Source organism: Silanimonas sp. (genome assembly GCF_027530345.1).
GTDB lineage: Bacteria > Pseudomonadota > Gammaproteobacteria > Xanthomonadales > Xanthomonadaceae > Silanimonas.
In genome coordinates this window covers 97,090-109,801 of record NZ_JAPZQK010000019.1, presented here as the reverse complement: position 1 = coordinate 109,801, position 12,712 = coordinate 97,090, and the positions used below count along the sequence as shown (strand labels likewise).

The 12,712-nt window shown below is 69.6% G+C and carries 9 protein-coding genes; 6 read left to right on the top strand and 3 right to left on the bottom strand.

Annotated features, from left to right (window positions below; translation table 11 throughout):
- The first annotated feature begins 60 nt into the window (after positions 1 to 60).
- From O9255_RS10995 to O9255_RS10975, 5 genes are all read left to right on the top strand, one after another.
- Complete coding sequence (locus O9255_RS10995) at positions 61 to 1,311, top strand: ATP-binding protein (RefSeq protein ID WP_297866900.1); 1,251 nt, start codon at positions 61 to 63, stop codon at positions 1,309 to 1,311.
- Positions 1,308 to 1,868: a response regulator gene (locus O9255_RS10990; RefSeq protein ID WP_297866899.1), complete on the top strand. Its 561-nt coding sequence runs from the start codon at positions 1,308 to 1,310 to the stop codon at positions 1,866 to 1,868. Before O9255_RS10995 ends, O9255_RS10990 begins: the two co-directional genes overlap by 4 nt.
- Before the next feature lie 85 nt (positions 1,869 to 1,953).
- Complete coding sequence (gene parC, locus O9255_RS10985) at positions 1,954 to 4,203, top strand: DNA topoisomerase IV subunit A (RefSeq protein ID WP_297866898.1); 2,250 nt, start codon at positions 1,954 to 1,956, stop codon at positions 4,201 to 4,203.
- A gap of 70 nt (positions 4,204 to 4,273) precedes the next feature.
- Positions 4,274 to 6,655 (top strand): penicillin acylase family protein, encoded by a 2,382-nt coding sequence (locus tag O9255_RS10980; RefSeq protein ID WP_297866897.1) that lies wholly within the window; start codon positions 4,274 to 4,276, stop codon positions 6,653 to 6,655.
- A gap of 111 nt (positions 6,656 to 6,766) precedes the next feature.
- Positions 6,767 to 7,339, top strand: coding sequence for a hypothetical protein (locus O9255_RS10975; protein WP_297866896.1), 573 nt, complete (start codon positions 6,767 to 6,769; stop codon positions 7,337 to 7,339).
- Here O9255_RS10975 and O9255_RS10970 read toward each other — a convergent pair.
- The gene (locus tag O9255_RS10970) at positions 7,336 to 8,235 is read right to left on the bottom strand and encodes a DUF808 domain-containing protein (RefSeq protein WP_297866895.1); all 900 of its coding nucleotides are present in this window, start codon (positions 8,233 to 8,235) and stop codon (positions 7,336 to 7,338) included. The genes O9255_RS10975 and O9255_RS10970 overlap by 4 nt on opposite strands.
- A 252-nt stretch (positions 8,236 to 8,487) precedes the next feature.
- On the opposite strand from O9255_RS10970, the gene O9255_RS10965 reads away from it, so the two are divergent.
- On the top strand, positions 8,488 to 9,486 hold the full coding sequence (locus tag O9255_RS10965; RefSeq protein WP_297866894.1) for an META domain-containing protein: 999 nt from the start codon (positions 8,488 to 8,490) through the stop codon (positions 9,484 to 9,486).
- 22 nt (positions 9,487 to 9,508) lie between these two features.
- On the opposite strand, the gene asnB is transcribed toward O9255_RS10965, so the two are convergent.
- A complete protein-coding gene (gene asnB, locus O9255_RS10960) occupies positions 9,509 to 11,200 on the bottom strand; it encodes an asparagine synthase B (protein WP_297866893.1) in 1,692 nt (563 codons plus the stop codon).
- Between the two features lie 159 nt (positions 11,201 to 11,359).
- Positions 11,360 to 12,655, bottom strand: a complete 1,296-nt coding sequence (locus O9255_RS10955; protein WP_297866892.1) for an MFS transporter — start codon at positions 12,653 to 12,655, stop codon at positions 11,360 to 11,362.
- Between the last annotated feature and the right edge of the window lie 57 nt (positions 12,656 to 12,712).

Sequence of the window (12,712 nt, the reverse complement as noted above, 5' to 3'; positions counted from 1 at the left end):
ACACAAGGTCGCACCCCGCCTGCGTACCGCGCCCGGACCGCGCCGGCTACCCTTTGCGCCATGTCCTCGGATGCCCGCCACGAAAGCCTCGAAGCCACGCTCTATGCCCTGCGCTGGTTCGCCGTGGCCGGACAGTTCGTCGCCTTCGCCGTCGCGCAGGAGGCCTTGCGCCTCGAGTTGCCATGGCCGCCGCTACTGCTGGGCGCCTGCGCGCTCGGTGCGGCGAACGCCCTGATCGGCCTGTGGCGGCAACGCGAGGCGGCCAGCGAAGCGCGCCTGATGACCGGATTGGCCGTCGACCTCGTGGCCCTCACCTGGGCACTGTTTTTCTCGGGCGGGGTGATGAACCCCTTCATCCAGCTCTATCTGGTTCCGGTGGCGCTGACGGCGACGGCGCTGGCGCCTTCGCGGGTGCTCGCGATTGCCGCCACGGCAGCGCTCGGTTACGCCCTGCTGGCGCGTTTCGCACCACCGCTCGCCCACCAGCACGGCGCCGTGCTGTTCGACCTGCACCTCACAGGCATGGCCGCGAACTTCGCCTTGGGCCTGTTGCTGTTCTGCGTGTTTGGCCTCGCACTGGCCCGTCGGCTGAAGTCCCGCGACGAGGCCCTGCGCGACGCGCGTGAACGTCGCTTGCGCGACGAAGGCCTGCATGCGCTCGCGCTGCAATCCGCCTCGGCGGCGCACGACATCAACACGCCACTGAACACCGCCGCCCTGCTCGTCGACGAGTGGCGAGCCGATCCGAAGCAGGGACCGACGCGCGAAGACCTCGCGCTCATGGCCCAGCAACTCGCTTTCGCCCGCGATGCCGTGCGCCGGCTCGCAGCCACCACCCGCGAGGTGCCGCCGCCGCAGACCCTGGCGGCCATGCTCGACACCTTGAGGGATCGTCTGCTCCTGCTGCGCCCCCAGGCCACCCTGGCGGTGGACGTCGACCCCGCGGTCGCGGGGCGCACCGTGCAACCGTCGCTGGCCCTTTGGGGAAGCCTCGGCCACCTGTTGGAGAACGCCGCCGATGCCGGCATCGCCGCCGGGGACGCGCAGCTCGCGCTCCGCGCCGAGTCCGGGCCGGGCGGCGGACTGCGGATCGTCGTCCACGATCGCGGCGCAGGCTTCGACAGCCGCGCCGCCCGACCGCTCGCCGACCAGACATCTGGGGGATTGGGCATCGGCCTGGCGATTGCGAACGCCACCATCGAGCACCTCGGGGGCGCCCTGCACGTGCATCCGGCCGAGGGCGGGGGCAGCCTGAGCCGGCTGGAGTTGCCCTGGGAGGCGCTCGATCCCAAGGTTCCGGCAAGCCGATGACCACCCTCCCCGTCCTGCTGATCGACGATGACGCCGCGTTCGCCAGCGTCCTCGCCCGCGCGCTGGAGCGCCGGGGCCAGCCCTGCCGTCACGCCGCGGACGCCGCGTCGGCCCTGCAGCAGGCCCGCGAGCCACTGTCCGGCATCGTGCTCGACCTGAAGCTGGGTGCCGACAACGGCCTCGCGCTGATCGAACCCCTGCGAGGCCTGCAGCCCGACGTGCCGATCCTGCTTCTCACCGGCTACGCCTCGATCGCCACCGCCGTCGAGGCGATCAAGCGCGGCGCGACCGACTACCGGCCGAAGCCGGTCAGCGCCGACGACGTGCTGCGCGCGCTGTTCGGGCCCGAGGACGGCAACGACGGCGAGGACGAACTGCCCACACCCGCCGACGGCCCGCTTCACCCCAAGCGCCTGGAATGGGAACACCTTCAACGCGTGCTGGCGGAACACGACGGCAACGTGTCATCGGCTGCGCGGGCACTCGGCCTGCATCGCCGCAGCCTGCAGCGCAAGCTCGCCAAGAAGCCACTGCCGGAGCGGGCCTCCGGCGAGTGAAGCGGCGGCGCCCGGCCCGTCGCAAGGCCCGCGACGCCCGACCCGGTAAACTCGCGGCCCCGATCCACCGGCTTGCCGTGTCCCGATGACCGATCCCGCCCGTCCCGCCTTCCACGGTTTCGAACAGATCCCGCTGCACGAGTACGCCGAGCGCGCCTACCTCGACTACTCGATGTACGTGGTGCTCGACCGCGCCCTGCCCTTCCTCGGCGACGGGCTGAAGCCGGTGCAGCGCCGGATCATCTACGCCATGAGCGAGCTGGGGCTGAACGCCGGGGCGAAGCCGAAGAAGTCCGCCCGCACCGTCGGCGACGTCATCGGCAAATACCACCCGCACGGCGATTCGGCCTGCTACGAGGCGCTGGTGCTGATGGCCCAGCCCTTCTCGTACCGCTATCCGCTCATCGAAGGCCAAGGCAACTTCGGTTCGCCGGACGACCCGAAGAGCTTCGCGGCGATGCGCTACACCGAGTCGAAGCTCACGCCGATCGCCGAAGTGCTGCTGGGCGAACTCGGCCAGGGCACGGTGGAGTGGACGCCGAACTTCGATGGCACGCTCGACGAGCCCACGTGGATGCCGGCGCGCCTGCCACACCTGCTGCTCAATGGCACCACAGGCATCGCGGTGGGCATGGCCACCGACGTGCCGCCGCACAACCTCAATGAAGTCGTCAGCGCCTGCGTGCGCCTGCTCGACGACCCGGACGCCACTACGCGCGACCTCTGCGAACACATCCGCGGCCCGGATTACCCGACCGCCGCCGAGATCATCACGCCGGCCGCCGACCTGCTCTCGATGTACGAGACCGGCAACGGCAGCGTCCGCGCCCGCGCCACCTACATCAAGGAAGGCCAGAACATCGTCGTGACGGCCCTGCCCTACCAGGTCTCGCCGTCGAAGATCATGGAGCAGATCGCCGCCCAGCTTCGCGCCAAGAAGCTGCCGTGGCTGGAAGACCTGCGCGACGAGAGCGACCACCAGAACCCGGTGCGCCTGGTGCTCGTGCCGCGCAGCAACCGCGTCGACATCGACGCGCTGATGGGCCACCTGATGGCGACGACGGACCTCGAGAAGAGCTTCCGCGTCAACCTCAACATCATCGGCCTCGACGGTCGCCCGCAAGTGCGCGGCCTGAGGTCGATCATCGGCGAGTGGCTGCAGTTCCGCACCGACACGCTGAAGCGCCGCCTCAAGCACCGCCTCGACAAGGTCGAGCGCCGCCTGCACCTGCTGGAAGGCCTGCTCGTCGCCTTCCTGAACCTCGACGAGGTGATCCGCATCATCCGCACCGAGGACGAGCCGAAGGCCGTGCTGATCGCACGCTTCGGGCTGTCCGAGGACCAGGCCGAGTACATCCTCGAGACCAAGCTGAAGCAGCTCGCACGCCTCGAGGAAATGAAGATCCGCGGCGAGCAGGACGAGCTCGCCAAGGAGCGCGAGAAGCTCGCCTCGACGCTGGAAAGCGCGGCCAAACTGAAGAAGCTGCTGAAGGACGAGCTGCTGGCCGACGCCAAGAAGTTCGGCGACGCTCGACGCAGCCCGCTGGTGGCGCGCAGCGCCGCGCAGGCCATCGACGAGACCGAGCTGGTGCCGAGCGAGCCGGTCACGGTGGTGCTCTCGCAGAAGGGCTGGATCCGCGCCGCCAAGGGCCACGATGTCGACCCGGCCACCTTGAGCTACCGCGAGGGCGATGCCCTGCAGAGCTTCGCCCGCGGCCGAAGCAACCTGCAGGCCGCCTTCCTCGATTCCACCGGCCGCGCGTACTCGACGGCGGCGCACACCCTGCCCTCGGCGCGTGGCAACGGCGAGCCGATCACCGGCCGCTTCACCCTGCCGGCCGGCGCGCAGATGGTGGCGACGCTGGCCGCCGAGAACGACCAGCGCTTCCTGCTGGCGTCTTCGTTCGGCTACGGCTTCACTACGCGCTTCGAGAACCTGGTCGGCCGCAACAAGGCCGGCAAGGCGCTGTTCAATCCGGACAACGGCGCGGCCGTGCTGGCCCCCGTACCAGTGAACGATCCGGCCACCGATTGGGTCGTGGCGGTCACCACCGCCGGCCATCTGCTGGCCTTCCCGCTAAAGGAGCTGCCGGAACTCGACAAGGGCAAGGGCAACAAGCTGATCCAGATCCCGCCGGCCAAGCTCAAGAGCGGCGAGGAAGTGGTGACGGCCCTCGCCGTGGTGCGCCAGGGCGGCGAAGCCACGCTGTTCTGCGGCGCGCGCAAGCTCACCCTGGGCTGGCGCGACCTGCAGGCCTACGAAGGCGCGCGCGCCAGCCGCGGGCAGATGCTGCCGCGCGGGTTCCAGAAGGTCGATCGCATCGAGAGCGCCTGACCTCGCCGGGGCCGCTCCGAAGCCCCGACGCCTCGGCTAGGCTGTCGCCCTCTTCCCGAGGACGACGCCGATGCTGAAGTGGATCCGCCGCGGCCTGCTGGCCCTGCTCACGCTGGCATTGCTGCTCGCGCTCTCCGCCTGGCTGGTGCTGCGCGGCAGCGTCCCGACCTACGACGGTGAACTGAGCCTGCCCGGCCTGTCGGCGCCGGTCTCGGTCACGCGCGACGCCAACGGCGTGGTCGACATCGAAGCCGCGAACGAGCTCGACATGGCGCGCGCGCTGGGTTTCGTGCACGGGCAGGAGCGCTTCTTCGAGATGGACCTGACGCGGCGCGTCGCCGCGGGCGAACTCTCGGCGCTGTTCGGCGCCCGCGCGCTGGAGGTCGACCGCACCAACCGGCTTCACCGCCTGCGGGCCCGCAGCGAAGCCTCGCTCGCCGACATCGCCGGCCCGCGCGCGGCGGCCTTGAAGGCCTACACCGAAGGCGTGAACGCCGGGCTGGATTCCCTGTCGGTGCGCCCCTGGCCCTACCTGCTGCTGGAGCAGTCGCCGAAACCCTGGAGCGAAGTGGATTCCGCGCTCACCGGCTACGCCATGTTCTTCGACCTGCAGGATGAAGCGAACTCGCGCGAGCTCGCGCTCTGGCGCATCCGCGGCGTGTTGCCGGCACCCTTGGCCGACCTGATGCTGCGCGACGGCACGGCGTGGGATGCGCCGCTGTTCGGCAGCGCGCGCGGCGACGCCGCACTGCCCGGACCCGAGGTGCTCGACCTGCGTACGCTGCCCCAGGCCCCGGACGAGGTCCCCACGGCCGCCGCCGAGCCCGCCGCGCCGGGCAGCAACAACTTCGCCGCAGGGGCGTCCGCGACCGCCGATGGCCGCGCCATCGTGGCCGGCGACATGCACCTCGGCCTGCGCGCGCCGTCGCTGTGGTACCGCGCCCGGCTGCGCTATGCCGACCCGGAGGCTCCCGACGGCCAAGTGGATGTCGTCGGCGTCACCCTGCCCGGCGTGCCGGGCGTCATCGCTGGCAGTAGCCAGCGCGTGGCCTGGGCCTTCACCAACAGCTACGGCGACTGGCTCGACTTCTTCCGTGTCGATTTCACGGATGCGGCGAAGACGCGCTATCGCACGCCCGAAGGCGAAGCCGACATCGTCGTCCATCGCGAAACCATCGAGGTGGCGAACGGCACGGCGGAGACCCTCGAGATCCGCGAAACCCGCTGGGGCCCGATCGCGCACGACGAAGCGGACGGCAGTGCATTGGCCCTGCGCTGGACCGCGCAGATGCCGGGCAGCCTCAACTTCGGCCTGCTCGACCTCGTCCATGCGGCCGACCTGGACGCCGCGCTGCGGATGGCCCGGCAGGCCGGCGTGCCGGCGCAGAACATGCTGCTCGGCGACGCCGAGGGCCGCATCGCGTGGCGGCTGGTCGGGCGTGTCCCGGCGCGCGTCGGAGGCTGCGATCCGAAGGCCCCGCTGCTACCCCTTCAGGGCTGCGATTGGGCGGGCTGGCACCCGGCCGATGCGCCGCTGCAGCCCGAACTCGTCGATCCGCCCTCCGGCCGCCTGTGGTCGGCGAATGCGCGCATCACCGACGGCGAACTGCTCGCGCTGATCGGTGATTCCGGCTATGCCTTGGGTGCGCGACAGAAGCAGATCGCGGACACCCTCATGGAAAGCGCACCGCTCGACGAACCGGCCCTGCTGGCACTGCAGCTGGACGATCGTGCGCTCTTCCTGGAGCGCTGGAACCGCCTGCTGCGCGACACCGTCGCCCCGATGTCGGCCACTGAATGGCGGGACATCGCCGAGGCCGCCGAGGGCTGGGAGGGCCACGCCTCGATCGACTCCAGCGGCTACCGGCTCACCCGCGCCTTCCGCCTCGAAGTGCTGGCCCGCGTCCGCAACGGCCTGCTCGGGCCGGCCAAGGCCGAGCTCGGCGACCGGTTCGTCATGCCCGACCTGCCGCAGCTCGAGGGCGTGCTGTGGCCGCTGCTCGAACAGCGCCCGGCGCACCTGCTGCCGCCGCGCTTCGAAAGCTGGGACGCCCTGCTGGCCGACGCTGCCCGCGCCGCCGCCACCGAGGTGCGCGGCGGCCGGGAGGGCCCGCTAACGGCGCGGACCTGGGGCGAGGCCAACTTCAGCCGCGTCTGCCATCCGCTGACCAGCGGTGTCCCGGAATGGCTGCGCCCGCACTTGTGCATGCCGGCCGAACCCCTGCCCGGCGACGTGCAGATGCCGCGGATCCAGGCCCCAGCCTTCGGTGCCAGCCAGCGCATGGTGGTCTCGCCGGCGCACCGCGAGGACGCGATCTTCCAGTTGCCCGGGGGCCAAGCCGGCCACCCGCTCTCGCCCTATTGGGGCGCCGGCCACGGGGACTGGGCGCAGGGCCGCCCGTCGTCCTTCCTGCCCGGCCCTGCCACCGCGAAGCTCGAACTCACGCCGTGACGACGCTCGCCGGGCCGCAACCTTCAAACTGGGCAAACCGGTTCGAAACCGCTGGCGGGCGGACTCCGGTTTCCCCCACTATGGGATGAACCGGGGCATCGAGGGGGTCTCATGGCTGGTAATGACGGCGTGGTTCGCGGCACCCAGGTGAACAACCCGGGTCCGGACTGGAATCACCTGCGCGAAACGGTGTTGATGATGGAACTGGCGGTCGCGCAGGTGGAAGCCGCGATGACCGACAGCAACGCCTCCGTGGATGCGCTGACCGGCACCTTCACCACGATGGCGAACACCATCAAGCTCATCAACGAGCGCATTTCCGGCTTGGCCGACACCGAGGCCACCGGCCCGGTGAAGATGGAGCTGATGATGGCGACGATGAACGTCGCCGGCATGGTCAACCAGGCCATCGTGGCCTTCCAGTTCTACGACCGCCTTTCGCAGCGCCTTGCCCACGTCAACCACGGCCTCGCCTGGCTGGCCGAGCTCGTCAGCGACCAGGACCAAGCGTCCTCGACGGCCGCTTGGGCCGCGCTGCAAGGCAAGATCCGCTCGCGCTACTCCATGCCCGAAGAAGTGGAGATGTTCGAAGCCGTGCTGGTGCGCGGCCTCACCGTCGAACAGGCCATCCGCGAGTTCATGGACAAGATGAACAGCAAGGGCGACGACATCGAGCTGTTCTAGCGCTTGAGCTTCTTGAAGCCCTCGACGGCCGCCAGCACCAGCGCGCCGACGAGCACGCCGATCAAGGCTTCCAGAAGCACGGCGACGACGCCCGACGCCGCGCCCGTCATGGCCGCCCAGCCCTGCACGAGGTGATGCACCGCCGGCAGGTTGTGCACGAAGATGCTGCCGCCCACGAGGAACATCGCGGCGGTGCCGGCGATCGAGAGGAACTTCATCAGCAGCGGGGCCCCGACCAGCATCGCGCGGCCGACGGCCTTCGCCGCGGCGCTCGCCTTCGACTGCAGCCAGAGGCCCGCGTCATCGATCTTGACGATGCCGGCCACGAGGCCGTAAACGCCGACGGTCATCAGCACCGAGATGCCGGCCAGCACGCCGAACTGCTTCACGAGCGGCTGCGTCGCCACGGTGCCGAGCGCGATGACGATGATCTCGGCGGAGAGGATGAAGTCGGTGCGGATCGCGCCTTTGATCTTGTCCTTCTCGAACGCGACCATGTCGACGCTCTTGTCGGCCACGGCCGCACGCAGCGCCGCTTCTTCGGCGGCGCCCTCCGCCGGATGCAGCCAGCGGTGGGCGAGCTTCTCCACGCCCTCGAAGCACAGGAAGGCGCCGCCGATGATCAACAGCGGCGGGATGGCCCAAGGCGCGAAGGCGGCAATGGCCAGGGCCGCGGGTACGAGGATCACCTTGTTGATGGCCGAGCCCTTGGCCACCGCCCAGACGACCGGCAGCTCGCGGTCGGCGTTCACGCCCGCCACCTGGTTCGCGTTCAGCGCGAGGTCGTCGCCGAGCACGCCAGCGGTCTTCTTCGCGGCGACCTTGGTCATCACCGAGACGTCGTCCAGCAGGGTGGCGATGTCGTCGATCAGGGCGAACAGGCTGCTTCCGGCCATGGGGACGTCTCAGGGGCGTGGGGGCGAAGTGGAGGATTGTCACACGCAGCGGCATCGACGCGGATTTCTCCACGGCCCATGGCACGATTCCGCCCGGTCCAATGGAGTGGTTCGATGTCCCCGCACCTGATTCGCCGCTGCGCATTTCTTGGCGCAGCACTGCTCGCCCTGCCTGGCCTCACTGCCTGCAGCCAGCCCGACGCGCCCGAGGGGACCGCCGTCACTCCGCCATCCGCGACACCCACCGCCCCCGTGACGCCCGCCCCGCCCCCGCCAGCAGCGAAGGACATCGGGGTTCCGAAGGACTACGACTGCGCCGGTACCGCCATCGAGGTGATCTACTTCGAGCACAGGGCGATCCTGAAGTTCGACGGTGAATCCGTTCGTCTCGGCCCGGTGGCCGCAGCGTCGGGTGCGCGCTACCAGGGCTGGCGCGCCGACGGCGTGCTCATCGACTTCTGGGGCAAGGGCGACACCGCGACGCTCAACGTGGCTGGCCATGATTACCCGGAGTGCACGCTCATCGAAGCGCCCGTCGCAGCCGAAACGGAGGCCACGAGCCCCGCCGAAACCCCGACCACCGCGCCTGCGCCGGCGGTGATCCGCACGTATTCCGCGCGCGGCAATGAGCCGTTCTGGCTGGTGCAGGCCGACGCAACCGAAGTGCGCTGGAGCACGGCCGACCACGTGGCGGCCGACGTGTTCACCGGCCTGACCCGCACGACGCGCGCGGACGGCTTCGCCCTCACGGCAACGCGCGAGGGCGGCGCGCTGGCGCTGTCGGCCAATGCCACCGTGTGCCGCGACAGCATGACGGGCATGCCGCACCCGGACACCGTCGTCGTTCAGGTGGACGGTCGCGAATTCACGGGCTGCGGTGGCAACCCCATCGACGTGCTGACGCCGAACGCGTGGACGGTGGCGGGTATCGGCGGTGTGGCGATGAGCGGCCGCCCGCCGACGATGCAGTTCAGCGCCGACGGGCAAGCCTCGGGCTTCGCGGGCTGCAATCGCTGGACCTCGTCGGCAGTGCTCAGCGGCGAGGGCCTGAGGATTGGCATGGCCGCCGCCACCCGGATGGCCTGCCTCGACGACACGGCATCGAAGCAGGAATCCGACTTCCTCGCCGCGCTTGGCCGCGTCACCCGCTTCGACATCGACACCAACGGCGATCTGCTGCTGAAGGCCGGCGACGAGACGGTGATCCGCGCGACACGGACCGCCGTCGACGCAGGGCAGCCCGAAGGCTGAGCCCTGCCTCGCGGGCCGCGGCTCAGCCTGCGACGGCCTGCTCGTGCACGCCCGCGATGGCGCGGCCGCTCGGGTCGGCCGCCTTCGCGAAGGCCGCGTCCCAGGCGATCGCCGCCGGCGAAGAGCACGCGATGGACTTGCCGCCTGGCACCGTGGCCGCCGCTGCGCCGCCCGGGAAGTGCGTTTCGAAGATGCGGCGGTAGAAGTAGGCCTCCTTGGTCTGCGGCGGGTTGATCGGGAAGCGGCGCTCGGCGCCAGCGAACTCCGCATCACTGACCTGCGCCTCGGCATGCGCCTTCAGGCCGTCGATCCAGCCGTAGCCAACGCCGTCGCTGAACTGCTCCTTCTGCCGCCACAGGATGCTCTCGGGCAGGCAGCCCTCGAACGCCGTGCGCAGCAGCCACTTCTCCACCGGGCGGCCACCTGCGGCGCGCGCGCGGACGCGCTTCTGCTCGGGGTCGATGGCCATCGCCGTGTCGAGGAAGGCGAGGTCGAGGAAGGGCACGCGCGCTTCGATGCCGAAGGCCGCCATGCTCTTGTTGGCGCGCAGGCAGTCGAACTGGTGCAGGGCGTCGAGCTTGCGCACCGTCTCGGCGTGGAACTCGCGCGCGTCCGGCGCCTTGTGGAAGTACAGGTAGCCGCCGAACACCTCGTCACTGCCCTCGCCCGACAGCACCATCTTGATGCCCATCGAGCGGATGCGCCGCGCCAGCAGGAACATCGGCGTCGAGGCGCGGATGGTGGTGACGTCGTAGGTCTCGATGTGGCGGATGACTTCGCTGAGTGCATCCAATCCTTCTTCGAAAGTGAAATGGAATTCGTGGTGGGCGGTACCCAGCGCCTCGGCGGCCACACGCGCCGCGGCGAGGTCGGGCGAGCCTTCGAGGCCCACCGCGAAGCTGTGCAGGCGCGGCCACCAGGCTTCGCTCTTGCCGTCGTCTTCGACGCGCTTCTTGGCGAACTGCGCCGCGCACCAGGCCACCACCGAGGAATCGAGGCCGCCCGACAGCAGCACGCCGTAGGGCACGTCGCACATCAGCTGGCGACGCACGGCCTGCATCAGCGCGTCCTTCAGCGCGGCGGGCGCGATGGCCTGGCCGTCGACTTTGGCGAATTCACGCCATTCGCGCGTGCGGTACGGGCGGATCTGCCCTTCGGCGGAATCCAGCAGGTGGCCGGGCGGGAAGATCGCCACGTCCTCGCAGATGCCGACCAGCGCCTTCATCTCCGAAGCCACCCACAACCGGCCTTCGCGGTCGTGGCCGAAGTACAGCGGAATCACGCCCATCGGGTCGCGGGCGATCAGATATCGCTGCTGCGCCGAATCCCACAGCGCGAAGGCGAAGATGCCGTTGAGCGAATCGACAAAGCCCGGCCCTTGCTCGCGCCACAGCGCGTTGATCACCTCGCAGTCGCTCTGGGTCGTCAGGGTGTAAGGCACGGACAGGCCGGCTTCGAGTTCGCGGTGGTTGTAGATCTCGCCGTTCACCGCCAGCGCCAGCGCGCCGTCGGTCGAGCGCAGCGGCTGAGCGCCGCCGTGGATATCGACGATGGAGAGGCGCTCATGCGCCAGCACGGCACCGGCGTCGGCATACACGCCGCTCCAGTCGGGGCCGCGATGGCGGATGCGCGCCGCGGCCTGCACGGCCTGCCGGCGCAGCGGTTCGAGTTCGGTGCCGGGCTTGAGCCCGAAGATCGCGACGATGCCGCACATGGGAATCTCCTTGGGGTTTCGAAAGCGCAAAAAGGAGAAGGCCCGCGCTGTTGCCAGGCGGGCCTTCGGGGTTCGGGGTTCGATGTGCTGAACGCGCCTAACGCCGCGGCCGCCTTTCGGCGTTGCGGTTATTGGCGTTATTGCGGTTGAGCGCGAGCGTTAGCATGGTTGTGACCCTACCCCTTCTGTCGAGGCCTTGGCAAGCACACGCTGCCGCCAGCCCAGCCACAGGCCGAGCGCGGCCCACAGCAGGGCCAGCGGCACGGCAGCGCCAGCGAGAGCGTAGAGGCCGAGGCCCAGTCGGCCCAGCAAACCTTCGGACTGTGCGCCCACGATGTCGCCCACACGGTAGACGAAGGTATCGATCACGGCCTTCGCCTTGTACTTGTCCTCGCGGCCAAGCACGGTGAACAGCGTCTCGCGTGCCGGCCGCATCACCGCGCGCTGCACGGCGCGGAACACGGCCTCGAAAACCACCAGGGCTACCAGCGAGCCGACCATCGCAAGCCCGACGAAGCCCAGCGCGGCGACAGCGGGCAGGAAGGCTAGCGTCATCGGCATGCCGATGCGCTTGATGAGATGGCCAGCGAAGACCATCTGCAGCAGCAGCGTGGCCACTTGCGTGTAGAAGTCCACCTGCGCGAAAAGTGCCGTACGCGCATCAAGCTCGCTCTCCATGCCCGCCACCAGCTGCAGGCGAGTGAAGTAGAGGAAGGTCACCATCACCGCGAGGATCAACACGTACAGCGCGATCCCAGACAGGTACGGCGAACGCAGCACCGCGCGCAAGCCAGCCCATGCACTGCCGCCGACCGGCGCTTCGCCATGGCTGGCCGCGACCCCTACCGGCACCGCTTCGGTGTGGCGGATCACCAGTGCCGCCAAGCCCAAGGCCGTAACAAGAAGTCCTGCAGCCATCAGCAGGAGCATCGGGGTACCCACCGATTCGACCGAGGCCCCGGCCACCCAGGAACCGGCGATAGCACCCAGTGTTCCGCCGGCAGCGATCAGAGGGAACAATCGCTGTGACTGCCCCATCGTGAACCGGTCCGCCATCAGCGCCCAGAACACCATGGTCACGAAGAAATTGAAGACGCTGAACCACACGTAGAACACCTGACCGCTGCGCTCGCCCACCGCCTCGGGCGCCGCCACGAGCAGCAGGTGGAAACCCGCCAGCGAGACGGCGAAGAAGCCGTAGCAGGCGGCGATGACGTGCATCCGCCGCAAGCGGGCCACCAGCCAGCCGAAAAGTGGCTGCGCCAGCAGCGTTACCAGGGCTGTCCCGAAGAACAACCATCGGATCTCATCCATGCCACGCTGCATGCCGAGCGCGTCCCGCGCGGGCCGCAACAGCATCAGCGCGGCCAGGACCGTGAAGAAGTAGAGGCCCGCCAACAGCACCGCGCGCCACTCGCCGGCCTTCAGGTTGAACAGTCGAAGCAGCGCGGCCATCGGCGTTCCCTTGTCAGTGACCTCACCGACCTTAGAACTCAGCCGGCCGCTCGCCAC